Source organism: Humisphaera borealis (genome assembly GCF_015169395.1).
Taxonomy (GTDB): domain Bacteria; phylum Planctomycetota; class Phycisphaerae; order Tepidisphaerales; family Tepidisphaeraceae; genus Humisphaera; species Humisphaera borealis.
The window spans coordinates 2,712,949-2,738,987 of the sequence record NZ_CP063458.1 but is presented as its reverse complement, the minus strand read 5'-3'; the positions used below and the strand labels follow the sequence as shown (position 1 = coordinate 2,738,987).

Sequence of the window (26,039 nt, the reverse complement as noted above, 5' to 3'; positions counted from 1 at the left end):
GCTGCATAACCGAGCCTGGTTAAAGCACATCGTTCTTCACATCCGACTCTACCCACCGCCAGATCCGTTGCGACACGAAGACGTCGATCCCGATCAGCGCAGTGATGAATAGCGCCCACAGTGCGAAAGTCAGTGGCGGCGGAGCGTCGATCGTTTTGTGGATCTCTATCGTGCCGTAGATGGCCACCACGATCAGCGTGAGGTCCAGCAGGCCTTCGCCACACCAGCACGCAAGTCGTGCGAGCCAATGCCCCGGCTTTGGCTCAGTCAAAGTCGAATAGCTGATCACTTGCGCGATTCGTTGATCCTGTGGCTTGCTCAGCACGTTTTCCCCATCGGGCGACGCTTGATTGCTGATGTTCGTCACGTGATCATTCCCGCAACCAATGTCCACCCTACGCGTACCGTCGTTTGCTTCTGCCATTCTTGGTCTCCTGCTGGCAGGCCCACTCGCCGCCCAGCCCGCCGCGCCATCCACCCAGCCGGCGGTGAAGGTCACCGAGACCCCAATCTATACGATTCCCGATGGCGTCAAGATCATTGACACCCTCGTCAGCCCTGACAACCTCCACGTCGGCGTCGTCGAATCGAAGGACGGATCTTTCACTGTCGTCGTCGACGGCGTACGCGGGCCGGTCGAAGAATGGGTGGTTCGCGGCTCCCTCCTGTTCAGCCCTGAAGGCGGACGCTTCGCCTACGAGATTCAGAAGGGCAACCAGATGATGCTCGTCGTCGGCCAGGCCGGACCCCAGTGGGCCGCCACCACGCAGCCGCCATACTACATGGTCGGACGGGTGGTCTTTTCGACCGACGGCAAGCGATACGCCTACCTCGCCCAGAAGACCAAAGACGGCAAGATGCAGGTCGTCATCGACGGCCAGGAACAGCCGGAAGCCGACGAAATCTTCGCCTCCGACATGCAGTTCAGCCCCGACGGCAAGCAATTTGCCTACCGCGCCCGCAAGGCCCCCGAAAAGCCAGACCCCGCCAACCCCAAGGCCGGCGGCAAACAGTATTACGTCATCGACGGTGCCGCCCAGCCCGAGCACGATGTCGTCGCCCGGATGACCTTCAGCACCCAGGGTGGCCGCTGGGGGTACATCGCCCGCGACGGCGCCGAGTCGGCGATCGTCATCGACGGCAAGTCGTCGGCGAAGTTTGCGATCGTCGCCGGGCTGGCGTTTTCGACCGACGGCAAACGCTACGCCTACGCGATCGAACCCGCCGGCCCGGACGGCAAGCCCGGCGGGAAGCAGTCGCTGGTTTACAACGGCGGCGAAGGCGAGAAGCAGTTTCAGCCGTTCGACGGCATCGGCGCGATCGTCTTCAGCCCCGACGGGCGGCGGATCGCGATCACGACGATGACCGACAAGAAATGGAGCGTCTATGTAGACGGGAAAACCGCCGGCTCGTTCGACGGCACCGGCGGCATGCTCTTCAGCCCGGACAGCAAACGCCTGGCGACCGTCGCCGGCCGCGATGGACGGCAGTTCCTGGTGCTCGACGGCAAGGAGTACGCTCCGGTCGATGTCGTCGCGACAGCGGGCTTCAGCCCCGATTCGGCGAAGGTCGCATCGGTCGTCATCATCGGTGCCCAGCGGATGCTGTTCCTCGAAGACAAGCGCGTCGGCCCGGCCACGTTCTTTGCCTTCTCCCCCGACGGCGCCTGGCTCGCCCACGCACTACCTGCCGGCGAAACCAAGTGGCAGTTGGCGCTCGACGGCAAAGGTGTCGGCCCGACATTCGACGCGGCCCCGCCGGGCTCGCGGGTGGTTTGGGAATCGCCGACGGTGGCAAGAATCATCGCCGGCCGCGCCCGGGCGATGTTCATGGTGAAGATGAATCTCGGGGGGTAAGAAGGATCTCGTCCACGAATGAACACGAATGGTCACGAATGAAGGCAATGGGGCTCCTCCTGGGACCGCCGAGCGCCGGCTCGGCTCTTCGATTAAGTTTCGTGCAAATGCCGAGAAAGCGCTCGGCGGTCCCAGGTACGTAGATCGTCTGATCATCCCCTTCTTCATTCGTGCCCATTAGTGTTCATTCGTGGACAAGAGTCTTCCTGTCGATCTGCGTCTCGTTCAGGATCGTCGTGGCAGCCGGCCCCGTTAGAACGCGTTCATCCTTCAACCGCACCCCGCTTAGTTTCCGAACCAGCGATTGCGTGATCAGGTGGAACAGCGTCTCGGCCGCGACGGCGGGCGGGAGACCTTCGGGGCGGATGTTCGAGACGCAGTTGCGGTCGGCGTCGGTGTTGCCCGGTTTGGGGTCGAACACCAAGTACGCCCCCAGGCTGTCGGCGGTGCCAAGTCCCGGCCGCTCGCCGATGAGCGTCACGGCGCACCTTGCCCGAAGGCGGTGGCCGATTTCGTCCTGCAAGCCGACGCGGGCTTGCGTCGCGAGAACGACCGGCCCGATCGACAATCCGCCGGCCAGAAGCGCGGGAACCAACGGCCGCAACACCTCCGGCGCCTGCCGCTGTGCCGCCAGGGCCGACAACCCGTCGGCGACGATGATCACGACATCGACGCCTTCCGGCGGGCCCACGGCCGTGAGTTTTGTCTCACTATCGGGCGACAGTTTTCGTCCCCAGTCTGGACGCTGAAGATAGGTCGCGCGATCGCCGGCAAGCGTCGTCACGCGAACCACCCCGCACGCCGAGACCGCAGCATCCTTGCGGAGGTCCGTGTCTGGTGGCGCGGGCGACAACGCGTCCGTCACCTCCGCTTCGAGCCGATCCAGATCCAATTCCGCCCAGACCGCGTCGCGGGCCAGGGCGTGATCCATCGAAAACTTCAGCACCTCGCCCGTCGGCAATGATCCGCCGGTCCGGCCCAGCGCGATGCGGGCAGACGTCAGCTTGCGAAGATGCTGCCAGGGGTCGGGCATAAGTTCCGATCGAATCTCGAAATCGAAAGTCGCCATCAGTGACACGGGCTTCCAGCCCGTGCGAGCGATGTCGGAGTAAACAGACGGCAGATAACGAGTTCAAAACTCCAATTTGTTCCGCACGGGCTGGAAGCCCGTGTCACTGACCGGGCCGCCAGCCGCAGTCCGTTCACGCCAGCAAGGGCACCGTTCCGCTCTGCGTCAACAGCCGACCCGTATTGTCCGTCAACTTCATTCGTTCGAGCCACGTTTCAAACTCCGGCGCGGCTTTCAGTCCCAGCGTCTGGCGCATGTAGTGGGCGTCATGAAAACTCGTGCTCTGGTAGCCGAGCATGATGTCATCCGCCCCCGGCACGCCCATGATGTAGTTGACACCCGCGACACCGAGCAGTGTCAGCAGGGTGTCCATGTCGTTCTGGTCGGCCTCGGCGTGATTGGTGTAACAGACGTCGCACCCCATCGGCAGGCCGAGCAGCTTGCCGCAGAAGTGATCTTCCAGGCCGGCCCGGGCGATCTGCTTGCCGTCGTACAAGTATTCCGGGCCGATGAAGCCGACCACCGTGTTCACCAATAGTGGCTCGTACCGCCGGGCGACGGCGTAGGCGCGGGCTTCGAGCGTCTGCTGGTCCACTCCATGGTGCGCATCGGCCGACAGGCACGAGCCCTGCCCGGTTTCGAAGTACATCACATTGCCGTCCGGCCCGGCCCTTCCGAGCGACCTGGCCGCTGCCCAGGCTTCGTCGAGCATCGCCAGCGTGATGCCGAAACTCTTGTTCGCCGCCTCGGTGCCGGCGATCGACTGGAAGACCAGGTCAACCGGCGCGCCCCGCTCTATCGCCGCGATCGATGTCGTCACATGCGCCAGCACGCAGCTTTGCGTGGGGATGGCGTAGCGGTCGATGATCTCGGCCGTGACGTTAAGCAACGCGATGACGGCGTTGACGTTGTCGGTCGCGGGGTTGATGCCGATGCAGGCATCGCCGCAGCCGTACATCAGCCCGTCGATAATGGCGGCGGTGATGGCGGCGGGATCGTCGGTGGGGTGATTGGGCTGCAATCGCACCGACAGCCGGCCCGGCAGGCCGAGCGTGCAGCGGAACCGGGTGGTCACCCGGCATTTGCTCGCCGCCAGCACCAGGTCCTGGTTCCGCATGATCTTGGACACCGCCGCCGCCATCTCCGGCGTCACGCCCGGCGACACGGCGGCGATCGCGTCGCCGGTGGTCTGGTATTCCAGCAACCATTCGCGAAACCGCCCGACGGTGAAGTCTTTCAGCGGCGCGAACGCGGCGGCGTCATGGGAATCGAGAATCAGCCGGGTGACGTCGTCGGTCTCGTAGGGCACGACCGGCTCTTCAAGAAATCGGGCCAACGGCACATCGGCCAGGATCGCCTGCGCCGCCGCCCGTTCCCGCGCCGACTCGGCGGCCACCCCGGCAAGCTGATCCCCCGCCCGCGCCGGCGACGCCCGGGCCAGTACCGTCCGCAGGTCCGCAAACGCGAACGACTTACCGGCGAGTGTGGCGGTGTAACGAGACATGCAAAGCAAGAGCGGCGGCCGCGAGCGTTCCCGCCGGATGGTAGGCGGACCGCAACCGCTCCACCAGTTCCGCGCGAGTTGGCGCTTCTCAAACCTTGACATTCGCTTCGAACCGGCTATTAATACCCCTCCCCACAGCGCCATTAGCTCAATTGGCAGAGCAGCTGACTCTTAATCAGCGGGTTTCAGGTTCAAGTCCTGAATGGCGCATCAGATAAGCCTTCGCAAACGCGAGGGCTTATTTCATTTTGGGGTTTAGCTGTCGCCTCTGCCTGGCAGTCCAAGACGCCTCCGGACCCTTTGCAATCCTCCGCGATCGCCGTGTTCCTTACCCTCCGCGGTCTGCTCCTGTTTTGCCACGGTGGCCGGCCGGCTGGTTGACGTTATCTTTGATCGCCTATGTTCGATGAACCCGGAGAAAGCCAGGCCGAGAACCCGACCGATCCCGCCGTCCGCGCCAAGGACAAGGCCGACGAGTTCCGCATGCACGCGGAGTTGTGCGCGGTGTTCGAAGGCCCGCGGAAGTTTGACGCCGAGCTGCGTGCGGGGCTGGATGCCGACCTGGCGCGCAAGCTTCAGCGGACGATCGGCAAGCTGGAGAAGTCGAAGATCCCCGAGACGCCGGTGCTGACGCCCGAGTCGGTCGCCGAGGCAACGGAGGTGCTGACGCTCGCCGAGAAGGAGGAACTGCCGACGAACGACTATCACATCCACCGCCGGCCGGGCGAGGTGATGATCGTCCGCTGGCTCAGCGGCGACGAGGTTGATCTGTATTACACCCGGCTGCAGGCCCACTTCGACGTCGCGCTCGAGCAGTGCCGTGAAGACGAACGCCAGGCCCACGAGTGGAAGAGCGACCCGGCGACCAAGGCTTACCTGGCCGCACTCGACAAGGTCGAGGTCAACATGGCCGAGCGATACCTGCGCGAGCCGATCAAGACGCACGGCCTGTTCGTCCTGTCCACGCAGTCGGCCGACGAGCTGAACATCGCCTACCTCGCGGATTACATCATGAGCGTGCCCGCCGCCGAGATCGTCGGCGAGGCCTCAGCCCCGCCGGACGAGCCGACCGAGAAGGACCTGGCGTGGTTCTTCAAGCTGTTCTCGCTGCGCGGCGTGGTGGAGGGGGTGGAGAAGATGTGCTTCTTCGCGTATCTGCAGAAGACGAGTGACGATGAGTGGTGAGAGCGCAGTGCCGCAATCACGGCGAGCGGAAGCCGGCGGGGCTGATGGACTTGAGGGTGCCTTTGTTGTCCTTCGCGATCTTCTTCATCGTTGTTTCGGCGTCTAAATCCAAACTCTCGAAAAGATAGGTGTTGACGATCGTGGCGTGATCACGGTGCGCGGCGGCAAACGCCTCGATGACGCTAGCGTACTCGGCTTGACTGTTGAACTCGCCGTCGCTGAAGAAGTGGATCACATCCGGGCGGAACTTGATCGCATGTTCGATCGCCGGAATCGGGTTGGTCGTGCCCCATGGCGTTATGCGTTCGAGGAATTGCTTGGTTGCGATGCGACTTTCCGCGCCGGGTGCGACCATCTTCCAGCGATCCAGAGCGCGAAAGTCGCCTCTGTCTCCGAAAAACAGGATGTTGTAAGAATGATCTTCCGGCAGCGCCGCAACGTGTTGTAGAAGCTCCTCATGGAGCAAACTCAAGCGATTGATCATCGTGCCGGATGCATCGCAGATGAACACGATTCGCTTCTTCTCGCCGGGCATAGCCGGCTGTGTGCTGACCTGCGGTTGCGGCTTGGGCGCTAGGTTGGCGGGGGGCTGAGGCGCCGGCGGCACCGAGGATGATGCCCCGCACCCGGTGAAAAGTCCCAGCAAAGTGATGACGACCAGCAGTCGGACAGACATTGGACTTCCTTTCACTTGGGCAATTGACGGTACGCTGAATCATCTGCGGGACGTGGCAGCTGTCTACCACGCTATTCCCCCCGTTCCACATTCCCCCGAATCGTCACATTCTTACATTCCGGTGCCCCCACAATATCCCGCACTGCGCCTGCAAAAACGTTGTCCGCGACCAGGATCGTATCGCCGCCGGGGGCGAAGGTGATGGCGTGTTCGGCGTTCGAACCACTGGTGAAGATGTTGCCGCGGACGATCACGTTGACGTACTTGCCGTCGGGCTCGTAGGTCGTGAAGTACAACTCGGCGTAACGCTCGTAACCGCCGGTCAGGAACGTTCGGCGGCCGCGATTGGGGTCCTGCTCACATTTCGTCGTGTTGTTCACGAACACGTTGTCGGCCAGCACAAAGTTCTTCGGCTGGTTGATCCATGACCCGCGTCCGCCGTTGCGGAAGGTGTTGCCGACGATCGTCACATCTTCGCACGATCGTTCGACGCTGATCACGCGCGATCCATTCGTGCCATCGACCGTGTTGCCGGTGATGGTGGCGTTCTTGCAGTGCTCGGCGAGGAAGAACGCGCCCATCCGCGAGCCGGTGATGTGATTGCCGGAGAACAGGACCGTGTCGGACTTCTGGATGTGCATCGTGTCGCCGAGCGCGCTCAGGCGGCAACCGCGGACGATGACATTCTTGCAGCCGACCAGGTCGAACGCCCCTTTGCCGGGGCCGCTACCCACCGGGGCGTACAGCGCGGCGAACGCGGCGAAAAGGTTGGTCATCAATTGGGTCTTGGGGCCGGCGGCGCTGGCGAAACGGATCGGCTCGCCGCCGACCTTCTCGGCGATGCGGATGAACTGCGGCGTGCTCTCGACGACGAAGTACTGCTTCCCGCGCACCAGATTGGTCGGCAAAACATCGCCGAAGAAGCAGACTGCGTCCTTGCCGCGGACGGCGTCCTGGCCGACGCGTGGCTGCGAGACCGGCAACGGCTTGGCGTTGTCGAAGAAGACGCGGTCGTCGCCGGCGGCCATCTTCGCCGTGCCGCGGATCGTGTCGTTGCGGAAGTACTTCGCAGCCATCTCCCGTTCGCGGGGCGTGTAGTCCTCCGGCCAGACGGTGATCTGCCAGAGGTAGCCGTAGTCCCACATGAACTTTCCGGTGCGCTCGAGCGTGCAGTTTTCGACGGTTACGTTCCTGGCATAGGTGTCGATCTCGCGGTCGCTCCCCTTCTTCTCGGCCCCCAGCACGGTGACGGCCGCGCCGGCCAGACCGTCGGACGAGATGTCGCGGAAGGTCAGGTTTTCCGTTCTTCCGTCCTTGGTGGTGGTGATCAGGATCGCACGGGTATTGGCGTTGGGTTCCCAGGTGTTGTGTTCGCGCGATGGGTCGAAGACGTTGCCGGTGAAGTGTCCGCCAGACCAGCGGAAGTCGGAGATGTTTTCACCCGAGAAGAGGACGACACGGGCCTTGTCGCCGAGGGTTTTGGGCAGGTGGAAGCGGGCACCGTAGGCGGTGACGGCGATGCCGGAGCTGAGGGGAATCGGCTGGGCACTGTCCAGTTGGTAGTCGCCGGGCGGAATGACGACGGCTCCACCTCGCTCAGTCGCGGCGGCGAAGAGCGCTGCGATGCGCGCTGTATCGTCGGCCCGGGTTTCGGTGGCCGAAAGAAGCAGCATCATGACGCAGCACAAGAGGGGGGTCTTCATGGTGGGGCTCCTCGGCAAAGTTGTGTTGGGAGAAAGTATGGTCGGGAATCTGTGGCGAACCAAGAGCACGCCCACCGCGCTGCGGTGGGACCCGCGGCAGCGCCGCGGGCGTCGGTCGTGACACATCTCGTTAACCGCTTTTTGACGAGACATTTCACTACACGAAAGCACGCCTGCGTGGTAAAGGTCTTTGCCTCGGTCTACGAGGGCGGAAGCGCTGTCGCAACACCCACCCTGCCTTGCTGGTATCGTGCTTAGGTCTTCTGATATGGCATCACCCAAACGCTCTTCGTTCAAACGGTATTCATTAATTCTTGCTCTTGCCGGGGCGGTTTCAGGTGTCGCGGCGGGGATGCTTGCCGCTGCCCCGGGGGGCGAACTGGAAAAGCAGCGCCCCACCTGGAAGATCGACAAGATCCCCGATGCCCCGATCCTGTCGCCGGCCGAGGCGATCAAGAGCTTTAAGCTGCCGCCGGGCTTTAAGATCGAGCTCGTCGCGGCCGAGCCCATGGTCCAGGAGCCGATCGCGATGGCGTTCGATCCTGACGGCCGGGCCTACGTCTGCGAGCTGCGCGGCTACATGCCCGACATGGACGGCAACGGCGAGCTTGATCCCGTCGGCCGCATCAGCCGGCTGGAAGACACCAACAACGATGGTGTCTTCGACAAGTCCACCATCTTCATGGACAAGCTGTCGATCCCCCGGGCGATCGGCTTTATGGGTGACGGCCTGCTCGTGTCCGAGCCACCGAACCTGTATCTCGTGAAAGACACCAATGGCGACGGTGTCGCCGACAGCAAGACCACGCTCCTGACCGACTACGCCAGCAAGAATGCCAACCCCGAGCACATGGCCAACGGGTTGGTCTGGATGCTGGACAACTGGAATTACAGCGCCAACTGGTCGGCGCGGTTCCGCATGGCCGGCGGCAAGTTTGTCCGCGAAGGCACCATCAGTCGCGGGCAGTGGGGTATTGCCCAGGATGATGTCGGCCGGCTTTTCTACAACAGCAACTCGGCGATGCTCCGCGCGGACATGATGCCGGCCAAGTTTCTGGCGGGTAACCCGTTCGTCGCCAATCCGACGGGCGTCAACGCCAGTGTCGCCGGCAACAAGACCTTCCCCGGCCGCGTGAACCCCGGCGTCAATCGCGGCTATACCAAGGTGCTCGACGACAAAGGTGTTCTGCAAAGCGTGACCGCCGCGTGCGGACCGCAGATCTACCGCGGCGACGCATTCCCAGCCGACTACCGGGGCAACGCGTTCGTGTGCGAGCCGTCGGGCAACATGATCATCCGCCATACGCTCGAAGAGAAAGGGCTGAACGTGGTCGGCACGTCGGTGCAGCACGACGGCACCTCGCTCGGCTTCCCGAAGATCGACTTCCTGGTCAGCACCGATGAGCGTTTCCGCCCGGTCAGCCTCTACAACGCGCCGGACGGTGCGCTGTACGTGGTCGATCTCTACCACGGCATCCTGCAGCACAAGGCGTACCTGAGCGCCTACCTGGCCGACCAGGTCAAGCAGCGCGATCTGGACAAGAACGACGGCCATCGCGGCCGTATCTGGCGCATCGTTCCCGATGGCTACAAGCAGCCGGCGAAGCAGCCGAAGCTGTCGACCGCCACCTCGGCGGAACTGGCGGCGGCATTGTCGCACGGCAACGGCTGGTGGCGCGACACGGCACAGCGGCTGCTGGTGGAACGCAACGACGCTAAGGTCGTCGGCACGCTCCAGAAGATCGCGCTCGGCAAAGAACCCGGGACGACGACGCTGGGCAAGATTCACGCCCTCTGGACGCTCCAGGGCATGGACAAGCTGGAAGACGAAGTTGTCGCCGCCGCCCTGAAAGACGCCGACCCGAAAGTTCGCCTTCAAGCCCTGCGGGCCGGCGAGCAGCACATCCGCAAGCTGACGGGCATCGAGACCATTTCCATGCTCCCTGACCTGGCGAACGACCCTGACCTGGCCGTGCAGGTTCAGGTGGTCGCCTATTCGACGCCGGCCAACCGTGAACTTCAGCCGACAGCGAACAAGATCATCGCCAGGCACCTGTCCGATCCGATCGTGCGGTCGGTGGCGCTCAGTGCGTCGGCGGGACGTGAACTGGAACTGCTGCAATCACTGCTGGCGGATGCGGCGTTTGCGACGGCCCCGGCGAAGGACAAGCAGGGCTTCTTCAACGATCTGGCCGAGTGCGTGGTCCGGGGACGCAGTGCAGACCGAATCGATGCGCTGTTCGCCCTGATCTCGACCGTCTCGGACAAGCAGAAGGCCGACAAGCTGGCACTGGTTCAGGGCGTTGCCGAAGCGATCGCGCCGGACCCCAAGTCCAAGGCACCCCGGCGAAAGCTCCGGCTCGCCAAGGAGCCGTCCGGGCTGGCCGACCTGCTCAAAAGCACCGACAAGAAGGTGGCCGAACTGGCCAAGGGCATTGATGGCGGCCTGAGCTGGCCGAACAAGCCCGGCGACAAGACCCCGCCGCTCAAGCCGCTGACCAGTGAGCAGGCGCAGCGGTTCACGGCGGGCAAGGAACTGTTCACGCAGCTTTGCGCGGTATGTCATCAGCCCAGCGGCATGGGCCAGGAAGGGCTCGCGCCGCCGCTGCTCGATAGCGAATGGGCGCTGGGCACGCCCAATCGCACGGTGCGCATCGTGCTGCATGGCTTGACCGGTCCGATCAAGGTGGGCAAGAAGACCTTCGAAGGCGAGATGCCCGGGCTGCAGGTGCTGACGGACGACCAGATCGCTTCGATCCTGACGTACGTCCGTCGGGAGTGGGGCCACGAGGCCGATCCGGTCGAGCCGGCGTTCGTTGCGAAGGTGCGCAAGGAGACGGCCGGCCGCGGCGAGAAGCAGTGGACCGCCGAGGAGCTTTCCAATATCGCGAAGTAGCCCGGTAGGGTCCGCCTTGGCGGACGCGATGCACAACGACCCGGCACCGTAGACCCACAAACCCACACGCGTCCGCCAAGGCGGACCCTACAGGAACCATCATGAAGCGCCGAACCTTTCTGACCTCTGTCCTGGCCGGTTCGCTGGTGGCGGCTTCGCTTCCGGGCCTTGCCCGCGCGGCCGATGCCGGTTTCTCCTTCGATGACAAGAAGGGGGAACACCTCGACGTTCTGCTCGACGGCAAGGTCGTCACGCGCTACATGTATGCGCACGACACCTCGACGAAGGAACGGGCCGCCGAAACCTATAAGCCTTACCTGCACGTGTTCGATGCCGAGGGCAAGGCCCCGATCACCAAGGGGCCGGGCGGTCAGTTCACGCACCATCGCGGCATCTTCATCGGCTGGAACAAGATCACCTTTGAAGGCAAGAGCTACGACCGCTGGCACATGAAGGCCGGCGATATCGTTCACCAGTCGTTCAGCGGCCAGAAGGCCGACGCCGCCGAGGCCAGCTTTTCGTCGAATACGATCTGGCAGGCCGATAAGCCGGACCGTGCGATCATCGAAGAGGAGCGGACGATGACCGTCCGCCGGGGCGGGGCGGGCCGCATCGTCATTGACTTCACGTCGAAGCTGAAGGCACCCAACGGCGAAGTGAAACTCGACGGCGACCCCGAACACGCCGGTATCCACTTCCGACCGGCCAATGAGGTCGATCTTTCCGCCGGCGTCTACGTCTACCCGAAGGAAAACGCCGACGCACACAAGGACAAGGACTACCCCTGGGTGGGGCAGACGTTCAAGCTTAATGGGAACTCGTACAGCGTGGTGGAGATGAGCCACCCGACCAACCCGACTGGTACACGATGGTCGGCGTACCGAAACTACGGCCGGTTCGGGGCATTCCCGACCGCAACCATCAAGCAGGGCGATACGCTAACGGTGAAGTACCGCTTCGTGATCGCCGACGGCCCGATGCCGTCGACCGAAGCAATCCAGAAGTCGTATGACGAGTTTGCCGGGGCGACCACCCCGTCGCCGGTACCGATGGTGACCGTGAAGCCGGCCGAAGGCAGCAAGCCGTCTGCCCCGAAGAAAGCCCCGGCCGAAGGCAAACCCACCGATCAACCGGCCAAGGCGGGTAATCCCCTGAAGTGACGGAATCGGGCAGGTGGCGGCGATCAGATCATTCCGTCAAATCGTTTGAACATAGTTTGACGCTCGCGCGGCCGGCTCGCTATATTCCGCGTCCCTTTGCGTTTCGACCATTAACCGAGCCCATTTTTCCCCCTTCACCCGAGCGGCCCACCATACGTCGGTGCGTCGTCGGAGTCCCGACAGGAGCTTCGTCCATGTCCGAGTCCACTGCTGCTACCGCCGCCGCCAAGGGCGGCCTCCAAGGTGTTGTTGCCGCCCAGAGCGATATCTGCTTCATCGACGGCGACGCCGGTCGACTGGTGTACCGCGGGTACGAGATCGGCGACCTCGTTGAAAACGCGAGCTTCGAAGAAACCGCCTACCTTCTGTGGGACGGCAAGCTGCCGAACAAAACCGAGCTGGCGACGCTCAAGCAGCAGTTGTCGGCGAGCATGGCACTGCCGGCACACGTGCTGGCGGTCATCAAGGCGCTGCCCGCCGGCACCCAGCCCATGGACGTCCTGCGGACGGCCGTCAGTGCGCTGGCCGGCGGCGACACCGACCTGACGAGCAATGAGGCCGCCGCCAACCGCCGCAAGGCCGTCCGGCTGACGGCGCAGTTCCCCACGATCGTGACGGCGTACCATCGCATCCGGAACAACCAGCAGCCGATCGCTCCCGATCCGTCGCTGAGCATCGCCGGCAACTTCCTCTACATGCTGAACGGGAAGAAGCCCCACGAGACGCTGGTCCGCGTGATGGACGCGGCACTGGTCCTGCACGCTGAGCACGGCATGAACGCCAGCACGTTCACCGCCCGCGTCATCGCCGCGACGCTCGCCGACATGCACGCCTCAATCACCGGCGCGCTGGGCGCTCTTAAGGGCCCGCTGCACGGCGGTGCCAACGAGGCCGTCATGCACCTGCTCCTTCAGTGCGGCGATGCCGACTCGGCCGAGCGCAAGATCAAGGAGATGCTGGCCAATAAGCAGAAGGTGCCGGGCTTCGGCCACCGCGTCTACCGGACGTTCGACCCGCGGGCGACGTTCCTGCGGAAGATGAGCAAGCAGCTCGGCGAAGCCGCCGGCAACAGCAAGTGGTACGAGATGAGCGAGCGGCTCATCCCGATCCTTCGCGACACCAAGAAGCCGACCGGCGAGCCGCTGGGCCTGAACCCCAACGTCGACTTCTTCTCCGCCAGCGCGTACTACACGATGGACATCCCGCTGGATTTGTTCACGCCGATCTTCGGCGTGGCCCGTGTGACGGGTTGGGCGGCCCATGTGATGGAGCAGCACAAGAACAACCGCATCATCCGCCCGACGGACGATTACACCGGGCCGTTCGGCAAGAAGGTGGAGCCGATCGAGCAGCGGGCCTAAAGGTAAACTGGTCTCTTCAAACACAAAGCCCACGAACAATCGTTCGTGGGCTTTGTCGTTACAGATTGTTTATGCGTCCCGCTTAAGCAGCCGGAACCACGCCAACATGTTGTCTGTGGTGTTCGGCAAGATGCGCCGACGTTCGGGCACCCATCACACCGCCGACAGCGGCGGCCGTCAGACCGAGGACCATGGACAGCAGGGTCCACCACGCGCCACCGGCAGCCCGATTGGCCGCCTGCTCGACACGTTGTGGCGTGACAGCCTGTCGTACCTGGTCGACCGTTTGCTGCGCCTGGTTCTGTAACTGACCGGCAGCCTGCTGGCCTTGGTTGGCAGCCTGCTGGCCCGCTTGTGTGTTGGATGCTGCTACCGACGCCTGCGCGGCGGTATCAGCCACCGCACCGGTGGTGCGGGCGGCAGCGCCAACCATCGCGCTGACCATGTACATCAGCAGGGGGATCGCGACGATCCAAACCATCGCTCCCTGGAGGATGCCTTCAGATCGTCCCGGGACGGCAGCGGTTCTGGCCGAGATCATGCCGCCGACGAAGAACGCGATCAATGCGCTGATCGCCGTCCACCAACCGGCGCCCACGCCAAAGGCGCGAATGCTGTCGTTGGCATCATAGCTGCTGAATCCGATCGCCAGACCGAGCACGCTGAGCAGCGCAAGCGTTGACAGCGCCGTAAAGAGACCTGCCCAGATCGGACCCCAGCGAACCCTGTCGATGGGCGTGACCGTTGTTGCGATTGCTGTCGTGCCGGTACGTGCGGCGACCAATCCTCGGTCCGACGTGACGACCGGACTCTCCGTATGCGAAACCATTCCTGGCTCCTTCTTCCGCCGATGGCGGAACGTGTGTGCTTAACGCCTGAGATTGCATGCCCCGGACCGCGACGTGTAGACAGTCTGCAAGGGGTAGTAGGACGTGTGCAAACGCGTAGCCGCGGATGGCCGTGAGGTTGATTTAATACCACGTGTGTAGTTCTGCTCGGTGCAATCCGGAGCCGATGTTCTCACGAGCAGGTGTGGCGTTCGAACGAGTGAACAAGTTCCGTTGCAAATCTGACGTCAGTTCACAGGGCAATCTGGCAGAACCTCAACGGCTGTATGACTCACACGGGAAACTCGGGGGCAGCCGGAGCGGGCTGCCAAAGGGTTTCCCGAAATTTGCGGACGTTTCCATTGAGAAGCGTTATGCACGCGGTAAATTCGTGAGTCAGTGGATCCACTGGGGGTACGGTTCGATTCGGAGGCAGGTATGTCGGGCTCTTCCAGCGCCTTTCGCGCAGTCCTGATTCTTGGTCTGTTGTTCGTCGCGATGCCAGCACTTGGGGAGTTAACACCCCAACAAAAACAGTTCCTGGGTCAGATTGATGCACGTCTGAAGCAAGCGCAAGCGAACTTGAAGTCGGCGGAAGAGTCCGCCGGTACCGCCGATAAGCCGGCGACGGGCTCGCGGGCGAATCTGGCGCTGTCCCGTTCCGGGTCGGCACTGGCGCAGATCAAGACCGTCAAGGATGCGCTGGCCAAGCTCCCGGCGGACGATCCTGCCGTCAAGGCGATCGCCGATCAGGCCGCCGCCACGGAAAAATCGCTGACGGCGCTGGAGGCACGACTCACCGGCGGTGCGGCACCGATGGCTGCCCCCGTTGGCGCAAAACTCGACTACAAGCAGGAGAAGGTCCTCAAGGACACTCAGTACTACCTCGCCGAGGTCCAGGGCATGGCCGGCGGGCTCGAGAAGCTTGTCGCCGAAGTCGTCGCCGCCAAAGACGCTGACCGTCTCGACCACCGCTTGCTCGGCTCGGGAATGGCGACCGCCGAGAAGGCGGTGGGTCGCAAGAAGATCATGGACGACTACCTCGCGCAGCTCCCCAAAGACGGCGCCGGCGTCGCCCAGACTGCCGACGAAGTGGCCAAGGCAATGGCGCGGGTTGACGCGGCGTCGAAGACCCTCGCACCGGTTCATGCAAGGTTGATGAAGATCGTCGACCCGGCGAGCTACCCGACACTGACCGCCGACATCGCCCGCATGCAGGGCCTGGCCCAGATGTACGCCGACCCGCAGGTGTTCGAGCGTTTCCCCGAGCAGGCGGCTGAGATTGTCGGTCAGTCGGGTGCAGCGAAGGAGGAACACGCCCGCTTTGTAAAAGCTTACGACCTGTTGGTGGCGCAGGGCACCGAGCATGGCAAGCGGTGCCAGGGCGTCGCTGCTTACTTTGCAGAGAAGTACAACGCGTTCACCACTGCCGCCGCCGCCAAAAAGGCCGCGCTTCCGGCGGAGATCAAAGCCAACATCGACGAGGCCAACAAGCTTGCCGAGACGGCGATCGCAGAGAAGAAGCCGGCCTTCTTCGCCGACGGCGGCGGGGTGCCCCAGCGGCTGGGTTGGGCGAAGTCGAAGGTCGTACTTCTGTCATCGCTGGATGCCGATGCCGGCAAAGCCGCCGACAAGTCGCTCGCCGATACCCAGGCCGCGATGAAGCAGAAGCTGGCGTCGCTTCGCGAAGACATCATCACGCAAAACCCGCTGCCCCCCGACCGCTATACGGCGGCCGATCGGCAGGCGATCGTCGATCGCGCGGTCGCCGCCTGGAAGCAGACTCAGCCCGACGCCGTCGTCATGATGGTTCGCATCCCGTCCGACGCATGGAGCCGCGACGCGATGTGGCGGCTGGAGAACCGCACCTGGTACCTGATCGACCGCTCGCGGTTGCAAGCCCAGGTCATCGTGAAGCACGACGACAAACTTGCCGTCATCCGGCCGGTCAACCTGTGGATCGACCATGTCGCGGGTGACAAACAGACGGCGTTTCCGATGGACGACCTCAAGGCTGAACTCGAGCCGAGCCGGTACATTCAGGTTGAGAAGGTGAAGTAGTCCGGCGCGGTTGCTGAAGGACTGTTCTCGCAGCTACCCTATCCCGGCTTCTGGTGCCCATCCGGTACGAGCAACCCACTCGGAGAACCCACATGTTTACTCGACGCCAGTTCGTTTTCGGGGCGGTCGCCGCGGCGACCGCAGGATCGGCCGGTTTACGCTTCGCGGGCGCTGCCGATGCCCCGGCCACGGCAGACCTCGACGCGCTCACTTCCGCCGGCGCGAAGCTGACGCAGGCCGGCGGGGCGGTGACGAAGCTGGAACTGCGCGACTGCTCGAAACTCGCCGAGGCCGACTATGCGCGTCTCGGCCGACTGACCGGCCTGAAGGGGCTGACGCTAGGCAGGTGCACGGGGCTGACCGAGAAAACCCTCCCGTTGCTGGCCGGTCTGACCGCGCTCGAGGAACTCAGCTTCGAAGGCAGCCAGATCAGCGACGAAGGGATGAAGCACTTTGCGGCGTTCATCAGTCTCAAGTCGGCGTCGTTCTTTCATCCGTCGTTCGGCATGAAGGGCTACAACGGCTCGGGCTTCGCGAACCTGAAGGCATTGACCAAACTTCAGAAGCTCACCGTTGCCGGCAGCCCGTTCAACGACGACGGCATGGCCGCCATCGGACAGATCACGCAGCTGCAATCGTTTCGAACCTGGCACACGTACCAGACGCCCGCCGGCACGGCATCGCTCGCGAAGCTGCCGAATCTCAAGGATCTCCGCTTCGGACAGCGGTTACGGCGGTATGACGGCAAGCCCAACACGCTGACGCTCGACGACGCCGCGCTGGACGATCTGGCGAAGATCTCGACCCTCGAGTTGCTCTATCTTGATGAAGCGAATCTGACCCACGGCGGCCTGGTCAAGCTCAAGGCACTGACGAAGCTGAAGGAATTGACGCTTGAGAGAATCATCGTGCCCGCGGCCGACATCGAAAAACTGAAGGCCGACCTCCCCAAGGTAAAAATCACGGTCAAGCCGATCGAACCTGCCGACCTCGATAAACTCGAAAAGGGGTTGAAGGCGTAGCGGTCGCCTGCCCTAAAACGAAACAACCACAGATGCACACAGATCTGCACAGATGAAGACTCAAAACCGTACGTTTTGAGTCTGATTTATCTGTGCCGATCTGTGTGCATCTGTGGTTCTTTCTCCGGCCCGTGGCTTTGCACCTCAGTCGTCGTTGAGGATAGTCCCAACGCCCTGTCCGTCGTCGATGATCGCGCCGACGGGGCTGGTCAGGTTGACGAACAGGGTCTCGGTGACACCCTTCTTCGTGTCGCCGACCACGCTCACCGTGATGGTCTTGCTGGTCTCGCCGGGGTTGAAGGTGACCGTGCCGCTCTTTGCGATGTAGTCGTTGAGAGAAGCCTTGGCGGTGCCGTCGGCGGTGGCGAACTTGACACTGACGGCGGTACCCGAGGGGCGATCGAGCGTCACGGTAAAGGTCATCAGCTTCGTGCCGCTGTTGCCCTCGGTGATGGTGGGGGCGTTGTTGATGCGGATCTTCGGCACGGCGTCGTTGTTGACGATGGTGCCCTTGGCCTGGGCGTCGCCGATCACGGCGACGGTGGGTGCGCTGAGGTTCACAAAGAAGGTTTCGTTGGGCTCGTAACCCGTGTCGCCCTTCACCTGGATGGTGATGACGGCGGTCTTGCCGAAGGTGGGGATGGTCAGCGTGCCGCTCTTGGCGACGAAGTCGGTGCCGGAGGTGGCGGTGCCGGATGCGGTGGCGTACTTGAAGCTGACCGGCTGATTGATCTTGCGGTCGAGGGTGACGGTGAAGCTGATGTTCTTCGTTCCGCTGTCGCCTTCGGTGACGGAGGCGTCGGCGATCGAGAGTGTCGGCGGGGGGATGTCGTCGTTCTGGATCGTGCCCTCGCCCTGGCCGTCGGCGATCGTGGCTCCCACCGGATTGGCGAGATTCACCAGGAAGCTCTGGTCATCCTCAATGTTCGTGTCGCCGATCACGTTGACCGTCAGGGTGCTCGTGAGTTCGCCGGCGGCGAACTGCACAGACCCGCTGTCGGTAACGTAGTCGAGACCGGCCTGCGCGATCGCGCCCGGCGTCGTGCCGTCGGCGGTCGCCCAGCCGACCGACGCATCGCCGTTATCAAAGCTCCGGGTGACGGTGAAGGTGAACGCTTTCAAACCCGAATTGCCTTCGGTGAGCGACACATCGTCGATGGAAAGCGTCGGCAAGACCGGTGCTGACGGGACCAGTTCATAAGATCCGATATCAGGCCCGAGGCCGACACGGTCCACGCCGCGCTGGTCGGTTTCCGGGGCGAGGGTTTCGTCGGCTTGGTCGATCGCCGGGCTATTGGACAGGAGTTTGTGGGTGCGGGTGGGGCCGCCGTTGCTGTCCAGAATGCCGATGAACGGGTCGGTGATACTCGCGGCCCCCTGGAAGTTCCGGTTCGCCGTCGGGAACAGGGTCTGGATGATGTTCTTGTCGCCGGTGTCGAACGACATGATCGAACCGATTTCGATCTTGGTGAAGTCGGCGGTCAGCGTCGGCGTAGCTTGGCCGTCGTTGGAGCCGGCGAGGATTGTGTTGTTCAGGACGACCGAGGGTCCGGTGTCGGTGAGAACGGGTCCGTCCTGGGTTCCGATGAGCGTGGCTTCGACGGCCATCTCGTAGATCGCTCCGCCTTCGGCGGCGATGTTGTTGGCGAGTGTTGAGTTGGTGACGTCGAGGGTGCCGTTGAGGTTGAGGACCGCTCCACCGAGGGAGGAACCGGGTGTGCCCAGGAAGGAGGTGCCCCTGCTAACGCCGCCGCGGGCAGTGTTTTCGGAGAGGGTGGAGTTGTTGATGAATACGGTGCCGCCGTAGTTGAAGATGGCGCCGCCCATGCCGCCGCCGCCGCCCCCACCGCGCGATCCGTTGCCGCCGCCGATACCGCCAGTGGTGCCACCCCCGGCCCCACCACCGCCGCCGCCGAAGGCGCTACTTTGAACGGACCCGCCGCCGCCGCCAAAGCCACCCGGACCGGTGTTCTCGCCGGCGGGGAGGCCGAATGAGACGCCTGAGCCGCCGCCGCCAAACCCGCCCGCCTGAGGTCCGGTGCTGATGCCGCCGTTGGGGCCGCCGCCGGTGGTGCCCGAGGGGTCTCCGGCGAGTCCGCCGCCGGCTCCGAGTCCGTTGCTGCCGAAGCCCGAACCGGAACCGCCGTCTCCGCCGATCGCCTGGTTACCGCTGAGGGTCGAGCGGAAGAGGTTCAACTGGCCCGCGTTGACGATCGCGCCACCCAGCCCCGCGCCACCGCCGCCGCCCAGTCCGCTGTCCTGTCCGTTGCCTCCCCTGGCCAGCCCGTCCTTGAGCGTGAGGTCGCTCAACGTCAGGTCGCTGCCGGGCGTGACGTAGAACAGGCGCAACCGATTGGGTGCGCCTGTCGTATCGCGGGCGATGGTAATCCCGTTGCTCCCTGTCGATCCGACAATGGTCACGGCGGAAGTGATCGGCAGCGCCGACGGGCCAAAGGTATTGTCGCCGGTCAGCTTTAGAAGAACCGTCGCCGGACCGCCGCTGGTCAATTCGGGAGCAAAAACAATTTCGTCGGCTTCGGTGCCGGTCTCGCCCAGATCGGTTGTTCCGTCGGAATTGGCGGCGAGGACTGCTTCGCGGAGTGTCACCAGCCCGTCGTCGGCTTCGATATTGTCCGCCAGGCTGTTCACCTGAAGGGTCGCAAAGAGCCTTCGGACCTCCAGGTGCTCGACCACTGATCGACGGCCTTGAAGACGTGACATCACACGTTCCTTTCGAATCGCAGCGAGCCGCCCCGGGGGCAAGGTCGAACATCAATCCTGTTTTGCGCCTTAGGGAGAACATGCGGATCTGCGGTCCGCCGGTCAACGTACCGTGTTCAGCGGGCAGTACAAAGAGCAATTTCAGATGGGGTCGGGCAAATACAGAAGATCGCATGGACGGAAGGCGAAACAGCCACAGACGCACACAGATCGGCACAGATAGATCAGACTCGAAACCGTCCGTTTTGAGTCTGATTTATCTGTGTCGATCTGTGTGCATCTGTGGTTCTCTAGCTTTTGAGTCTGCGTTCGCGTCAATCGTCGTTCAGGATGGTGCCGACGCCCTGTCCGTCGTCGATGATCGCGCCGACGGGGCTGGTCAGGTTGACGAACAGGGTCTCGGTGACACCCTTCTTCGTGTCGCCGACCACGCTCACCGTGATGGTCTTGCTGGTCTCGCCGGGGTTGAAGGTGACCGTGCCGCTCTTGGCGATGTAGTCGTTGAGAGAAGCCTTGGCGGTGCCGTCGGCGGTGGCGAACTTGACACTGACGGCGGCACCCGAGGGACGATCGAGCGTCACGGTAAAGGTCATCAGCTTCGTGCCGCTGTTGCCCTCGGTGATGGTGGGGGCGTTGTTGATGCGGATCTTCGGCACGGCGTCGTTGTTGACGATGGTACCCTTGCCCTGGGCGTCGCCGATCACAGCGACGGTGGGTGCGCTGAGGTTCACAAAGAAGGTTTCGTTGGGTTCGTAAACGGTGTCGCCCTTGACCTGAATGGTGACAACGGCGGTCTTGCCGAAGGCGGGGATGGTCAGCGTGCCGCTCTTGGCGACGAAGTCGGTGCCGGAGGTGGCGGTGCCGGAGGCGGTGGCGTACTTGAAACTGACCGGCTGGTTGATCTTGCGGTCGAGCGTGACGGTGAAGTTGATGTTCTTGGTGCCGCTGTCGCCTTCGGTGACGGAGGCGTCGGCGATCGTGAGTGTCGGCGGGGGGATGTCGTCGTTCTGGATCGTGCCTTCGCCCTGGCCGTCGGTAATGACGAGGTTTGTCGGGTTGGACAGGTTCACGAAGAATGACTGATCGGACTCGATGTCGGTGTCCCCATAGACGTTGACGGTCACGGCCTGCACCAGTTGGCCGGCGGCGAAATTCACGGTTCCGCTGGCGGCCTGGTAGTCGAGGCCGGCCTGGGCGATCGCGCCCGGCGTCGTGCCGTTGGCGGTGGCCCACTGAACCGACGCCGTTCCGGTGTCGGCGGTGCGGGTGACGTTGAAGCTGAAGACCTTCACGCCGCTGTCACCCTCGGTGAGCGACACATCGTCGATCGAAACATCCGCCTGCTGGGCTTCGAACGCGCCGATATCGACGGTTCCGACGATGCGGGTAAAGCCGGTGCCGCGCTGGTCGAAATCGAGGCCGGTCGGCACCAGCGTGTTCAAACCCGCTCCCAGCGCCGGGCTCCCGGCAACCAGGGCATGGGTCGGCGTCGGTCCGCCGTTGTCGCCTAGTGCGCCGGCGATCTCGACAAACGGCAGGGGCGTGCGCCCGCCGGCGCCGTCGTCCTTGCCGACGATGTTGCCGTTGGTGCCGTGAACAATGTTGGCGGTCGCAGGGTCGCCGATGAGGTTGTGGCTGGCGTTGACGCCATTGCCGTCGAAGGCATTAAGATCGTTGGTGTAAAAACTACCGCCGCCGTTGGTATTGCCTGCGAAGATAGAGTTGCGAAGGGTGACCGAACCGCCGATTTCGTCGGCGTAGAGATAGCTCCCACCAACACCCCCGTTGTTTCCGCTAACCGTGGAGTTTTCGATCAACAGATCAGTGCGAATTGAGTAGACGCCACCCGCGTAGGTAGTGCCGGTGCTGGAATTGCCGCTGATGGTGGAATTGCGGATCGTCAGTTTGCTGCTGAATGCCTCCACACCGCCAGTTTGTAAGGCCTCGTTGCCCGCGATCGTGGAATCCGCGATGGTCACGTCTGAACTATTCCCCGAGACGGCCGTTTGCCGTCCGGTGATGACGGAACGATGGATCGCAACAGTCGCATCTGTGCTGCGGATGCCTTCTTCGGCATTTGTCGCACCTGCAGTGCCCAGCGTTATGTCATTGAGCGTGAGCGTGCCATTCTGGATGGCGAACAACTGCGGCGTGCCGGTGATCGTCAGCAGCTCGGCGCCCGTGCCGTTGACCGTGGTGGCACCGGTCGTGTCGATGAGATCGATCGTCGACCCGAGCGTGATGGTCTTGGCCGTATCGAACAGGCTCGAGAACGTAATCGTGTCGTTGCCGGCGGTAGAGGCGGCGTAGGTCATCGCCTCGCGCAGGCTCGTGCCGGCGCCGAACGCCGGGTCGCTGGTGCCGTCGTCCTCGTCGGCGGTGGTGGTGACGACGAGTGAGTCGTTGAAGTTGTTGCGTTCGAACGCGCCGATGTCCACCGTGCCCGCGCCAATGCGGGCGAAGCCTGTCCCACGCTGGTCGGTGGTGAGGCCTGATGTGATCAGGCTGTTTCTGCCCTTGTTGAACGCCGGGCTGCCGATAATCAGCGCGTGCGTCGGCGTGGGGCCGCCGTTGTCGGCCAGGGCGTCGACGATCTCCGACAGCGGAAGGTCGATCCGCCCGCCGGCCCCGTCATCTTTGCCGACGATGTTGCCGTCAACGCCATGGACGACCGCGGCTGTACCGGACTCGCCGATGAGGTTGTTGTTTGCAACCAGGGTTCCTGAAGTGTGGTAAAAATCCGCACGGTCTGAAAAGCTGCCAGTCACCGTATTGCCGGCGACAAGCGTGTTACTGATCGTCGTCGTGCTGTCGGACCGTACTCCGCCGGTGCCACCGGAATTGCCTGCAATCGTCGAGTTTTCGATCGTCAATGCGGTTCGAATTGCCTGAACACCACCGGCCAGGCTTGAGGTTGAACTGCTGTTCCCGCTGATCGTGGAGTTGCGGATGGTCAGCGATATCGTATCCAATGCGGCAACGCCGCCAGCACCGAATCCGCTACTGGACTCGGCGTTGTTCAACAGTGCCGAATCGGTAATCGTCACCGGACCGGCCCGATCAGAGATCAGACCTTTATCGCGTCCCCTGATCACGCCGCGGTTGAAGTTGATCGTCGAGTTGTCAACACGAATGCCCGCACCGTTGGCAACGGCCGCCCCGGCACTTCCGAGCGTTATGTCATTGAGTGTGAACGCGGCCGTGTTACCGATGATTCGCAGAAGGTCGAAAGTCCCGCCGGTGACCGTCAGGAGCTTGGCTCCCGGGCCGTTGACGGTGATGGCGCCGTTCATGCCGCTCACTGTGATCGACGAACCCAGCGTGATCGTCTGCGCCGTGTCGAACAGGTTGGAGAACGTAATCGTGTCGTCGCCGGCGGTAGAGGCGGCGTAGGTCATCGACTCGCGCAGGCTCGTGCCGGCGCCGAACGCCGGGTCGCTGGTGCCGTCGTCCTCGTCGGCGGTGGTGGTGACGATCAGGCTTTCGGCGCGGGAAATGGTCAGCCGGTAGTCTTCGACCTCACCGTTGGTGAAGGTCGCCGTCTGGCCCTTGGGGCCGAGGCCGGGGGTGGAGGACTGGACGATGCGGAAACGTGCGTAGGTCGTGCCGGGCTTGGCGTTACCCGGGATCGTCACCGCGACGGCGTTGTCGCCGATCGCCATATCCTGATTGTCGATGATCTTCTCGGCTGCGTCGAAGGTGCCGTTGCCGTCGAAGTCGATCCAGGCATGAAGGAACTCGCCGGTGGTGGCGCTTTGCGGATTGGCGACCTTGATCGTCAGGTTGACTGTCGGACCGGAAAGCGTCAGATCCTGAAGCAGAGAGGTCCCGACGAACACGCCGTCATCGTCGGGATCTGTGTTGGCCGCAGCGGTGGCCTGCAGATTGGAGTCGGTGCCCACCGCGGAGCCCAACCGCACAGCGACGATGCCATGAGCCGGACCGTTGGACACCACCAGCGTGCCGTAGGTGTCCGGCGCGTCGCCGCCATCCGACGCGATCATCAACCGGCGGGCTTCCAGCGGCTCAAGGCTGGGTATGGCACGAACCGCAGCTGCCTGGGAAAGGCGAGCGAACCGAGACCACTTCCGAAAATCGGCAGGACGACGCATGAGCACAACCCTTAATGTTGACGACCGAGCGCCCCAGCATTGACCGACAGCGGTCATGGGGGCACACCCACGGACGTTCGACAGCAATGTCAGACTATCATCGCCGACCGGGAAGACAAGCAATATCCGGATGACGGGATGGCCGGGGTTCGACTATCGGTTGCGGCAATAAACTGCAGGCAAGAGCGATCCGGATCGCCTATCGGGCGCCTGCCTTTCCGTACTGCTTTTCCTCGATCAGTTCCGAACCACAGAGCAGGCTGATGCGGCGTTTGAGATCCGATCGGCGCGTATTGATCTGAATAACGCCCCGCGCCGCGTTTAGAAACGGATCGCCATCGACGCCGTTCGCGTGGGCGGTGTGAAAGTCGTTTTCGGTGTCCCACAGCTGCTGGTTGGTCGCCGCCAGTTCGCTGGTCAGGGTCGCCAGTTCTGCCGACGCCGGCAGCGCGTCGCCGGCAATCCGCTCCAGCAACGCCAGTTCGCTTGCGACGTTGTCGCGGGCGGCGGGGTCGGTCAGCCGAGACACCTTGATCCGCAGGATCGTCAGTCGATCGACCAGTTCGCCGGCCGACACCGGCACCAGCGGACGGACGGCCGTTGGATTCGCGGCAGGGGGGCGGCCCGAATGCGTCCATGTCCCGAGCGCACGGATCACCTCGTCGATCACCGTTGTCCAGTCGCCCAGGACCTGTTGCCGGAAAAGCCGCATCGTCGGGTACCAGGGGGAATCGGCGCGGCCCGAGAGCCAACGCCACTCGCTGCTGACCGGCAGCAGCAGCCAGGTCGGTTTGCCCATCGCACCGGCCAGATGCGCGATCGCCGAGTCGGACGTGACGATCAGGTCGAGCGAGGCGATGACGGCGGCGGTATCGACCAGCGCGGCATCTTTGTCGGCATTTTGGAGCAGCGTCATGGGGAACGGAGACGGGTCGGCGTCGGACAGACGCTGAAGCCGAACCCACGATACGCCGGCACATTCCGCCAGCGGCCGCAACACGTCCGGCGCGATCGAGCGGAAGCGGTCGTCGAGGAAGGTGCGGTCTCCCTGCCACGCCAGGCCCACTTTCAGCCCGGGAAGGGCCTCGATCACCGGCCGCCAGCGGTCGATCCGACCGGGCTCAGCCGACACGTAGGGGACTTCTGCCGGAATGTCCTTTTCGCAATCGATCCCCAGCAGGCCCGGCAGGCTCAGGAGCGAGGTGTAGACGTCAAAGTCGATCGTGCCGGGCTCGTCGATTGGGAACCATCGGTCCACGCCCTGGATGTTGCCCAGCAGTGGCTGCAGCGCTCGCTGGCAGGCAAAGACGACGCGGCCGCCGCGGGCCTGGAGGATGGTCAAAAGCCTGCAAAACTGGATCGTATCGCCTAGCCCTTGTTCGGTATGAACCAGGATTCCCCGGCCGTTAAGTGGCGAGCCGTCCCAGGTGGGGCGGGGGATCTCCGGGCGGATCGCGATCTGAGCCGCCCAGCGCCATTCGCAATCGAGAAAGCCTTCCCGGAACTGCCCGAGTTTCAGGAGCAGCATGGCCCGGTTGACGCGCGCCAAGGCAAAATCCGGGCGGATGCGAAGCGCCGAGTTGTAGTGCCGAAGCGCTTCATCGGCATTGCCGAGCAGGGCGTGACACCGGGCGACGCAGTTGTAGGCGAGCGACGGATCGGGCAGGCGGTGGATGGCGCTGGCGAGAACGTCAATCGATGCTCGGATGTCGCCGGCGTCGTGAAGCGCCATACCAAGCATCTGGACCGCCGCCCCCGACGTCGGCACCAACGCGAGCGCCTGGCGTGCCAAAACGACAGCGCGACCCGGTTGGCGGGCCCGCAGGGCATTCTGAGCGTCGAGCAGCAATGAGGCGATATCCTGGTTCATTGTGCAGGAGAACGGT

Annotated in this window: 16 protein-coding genes and 1 tRNA gene; 8 read left to right on the top strand and 9 right to left on the bottom strand. The window is 63.5% G+C overall.

Annotated features, from left to right (window positions below):
- Nucleotides 1-19: 19 nt before the first annotated feature.
- The gene (locus IPV69_RS10210) at nt 20-367 is read right to left on the bottom strand and encodes a hypothetical protein (RefSeq protein ID WP_206295008.1); all 348 of its coding nucleotides are present in this window, start codon (nt 365-367) and stop codon (nt 20-22) included.
- 19 nt (nt 368-386) lie between these two features.
- Between IPV69_RS10210 and IPV69_RS10205 the strand changes: the two genes are divergently transcribed.
- Nucleotides 387-1,856 carry a TolB-like translocation protein gene (locus tag IPV69_RS10205; protein ID WP_206295007.1) on the top strand — a complete coding sequence of 490 codons (1,470 nt, stop codon included), beginning with the start codon at nt 387-389 and terminating at the stop codon, nt 1,854-1,856.
- A gap of 184 nt (nt 1,857-2,040) precedes the next feature.
- Here the strand turns inward: IPV69_RS10205 and eutC are convergent, their stop codons facing one another.
- Nucleotides 2,041-2,889, bottom strand: coding sequence for an ethanolamine ammonia-lyase subunit EutC (gene eutC, locus IPV69_RS10200; RefSeq protein ID WP_206295006.1), 849 nt, complete (start codon nt 2,887-2,889; stop codon nt 2,041-2,043).
- A 169-nt stretch (nt 2,890-3,058) separates the two neighbouring features.
- Nucleotides 3,059-4,429 (bottom strand): ethanolamine ammonia-lyase subunit EutB, encoded by a 1,371-nt coding sequence (locus IPV69_RS10195; protein ID WP_206295005.1) that lies wholly within the window; start codon nt 4,427-4,429, stop codon nt 3,059-3,061.
- A gap of 137 nt (nt 4,430-4,566) precedes the next feature.
- On the opposite strand from IPV69_RS10195, the gene IPV69_RS10190 reads away from it, so the two are divergent.
- Nucleotides 4,567-4,639 (top strand) — tRNA-Lys (locus IPV69_RS10190).
- A gap of 189 nt (nt 4,640-4,828) precedes the next feature.
- Nucleotides 4,829-5,614, top strand: coding sequence for a hypothetical protein (locus tag IPV69_RS10185; RefSeq protein ID WP_206295004.1), 786 nt, complete (start codon nt 4,829-4,831; stop codon nt 5,612-5,614).
- A gap of 16 nt (nt 5,615-5,630) precedes the next feature.
- Here IPV69_RS10185 and IPV69_RS10180 read toward each other — a convergent pair whose 3' ends face one another.
- Nucleotides 5,631-6,149 (bottom strand): vWA domain-containing protein, encoded by a 519-nt coding sequence (locus tag IPV69_RS10180; RefSeq protein WP_206295003.1) that lies wholly within the window; start codon nt 6,147-6,149, stop codon nt 5,631-5,633.
- A 212-nt stretch (nt 6,150-6,361) separates the two neighbouring features.
- On the bottom strand, nt 6,362-7,993 hold the full coding sequence (locus tag IPV69_RS10175; protein WP_206295002.1) for a right-handed parallel beta-helix repeat-containing protein: 1,632 nt from the start codon (nt 7,991-7,993) through the stop codon (nt 6,362-6,364).
- A gap of 268 nt (nt 7,994-8,261) precedes the next feature.
- Between IPV69_RS10175 and IPV69_RS10170 the strand changes: the two genes are divergently transcribed.
- The 3 genes from IPV69_RS10170 to IPV69_RS10160 all read left to right on the top strand — a co-directional run bounded on the left by IPV69_RS10170 (nt 8,262) and on the right by IPV69_RS10160 (nt 13,410).
- Nucleotides 8,262-10,889 (top strand): DUF7133 domain-containing protein, encoded by a 2,628-nt coding sequence (locus IPV69_RS10170; RefSeq protein WP_206295001.1) that lies wholly within the window; start codon nt 8,262-8,264, stop codon nt 10,887-10,889.
- 101 nt (nt 10,890-10,990) lie between these two features.
- A complete protein-coding gene (locus IPV69_RS10165; RefSeq protein WP_206295000.1) occupies nt 10,991-12,049 on the top strand; it encodes a DUF6807 domain-containing protein in 1,059 nt (352 codons plus the stop codon).
- A gap of 194 nt (nt 12,050-12,243) precedes the next feature.
- Nucleotides 12,244-13,410 carry a citrate/2-methylcitrate synthase gene (locus IPV69_RS10160; RefSeq protein ID WP_206294999.1) on the top strand — a complete coding sequence of 389 codons (1,167 nt, stop codon included), beginning with the start codon at nt 12,244-12,246 and terminating at the stop codon, nt 13,408-13,410.
- A gap of 82 nt (nt 13,411-13,492) precedes the next feature.
- Here IPV69_RS10160 and IPV69_RS10155 read toward each other — a convergent pair whose 3' ends face one another.
- Nucleotides 13,493-14,239 carry a hypothetical protein gene (locus tag IPV69_RS10155; protein ID WP_206294998.1) on the bottom strand — a complete coding sequence of 249 codons (747 nt, stop codon included), beginning with the start codon at nt 14,237-14,239 and terminating at the stop codon, nt 13,493-13,495.
- 436 nt (nt 14,240-14,675) lie between these two features.
- Between IPV69_RS10155 and IPV69_RS10150 the strand changes: the two genes are divergently transcribed.
- Together IPV69_RS10150 and IPV69_RS10145 are read left to right on the top strand one after the other, a co-directional pair.
- Complete coding sequence (locus IPV69_RS10150; RefSeq protein WP_206294997.1) at nt 14,676-16,298, top strand: hypothetical protein; 1,623 nt, start codon at nt 14,676-14,678, stop codon at nt 16,296-16,298.
- A gap of 92 nt (nt 16,299-16,390) precedes the next feature.
- Entirely contained in the window at nt 16,391-17,320 is a 930-nt protein-coding gene (locus IPV69_RS10145) for a hypothetical protein (RefSeq protein WP_206294996.1), read from the top strand.
- 144 nt (nt 17,321-17,464) lie between these two features.
- On the opposite strand, the gene IPV69_RS27545 is transcribed toward IPV69_RS10145, so the two are convergent.
- The 3 genes from IPV69_RS27545 to IPV69_RS10130 form a co-directional block, all read right to left on the bottom strand.
- Nucleotides 17,465-20,041 carry a Calx-beta domain-containing protein gene (locus IPV69_RS27545; protein WP_206294995.1) on the bottom strand — a complete coding sequence of 859 codons (2,577 nt, stop codon included), beginning with the start codon at nt 20,039-20,041 and terminating at the stop codon, nt 17,465-17,467.
- A gap of 314 nt (nt 20,042-20,355) precedes the next feature.
- Complete coding sequence (locus IPV69_RS10135; RefSeq protein WP_206294994.1) at nt 20,356-24,045, bottom strand: beta strand repeat-containing protein; 3,690 nt, start codon at nt 24,043-24,045, stop codon at nt 20,356-20,358.
- Between the two features lie 307 nt (nt 24,046-24,352).
- The gene (locus tag IPV69_RS10130) at nt 24,353-26,023 is read right to left on the bottom strand and encodes a glycosyltransferase family 9 protein (protein WP_206294993.1); all 1,671 of its coding nucleotides are present in this window, start codon (nt 26,021-26,023) and stop codon (nt 24,353-24,355) included.
- Nucleotides 26,024-26,039: the final 16 nt, after the last annotated feature.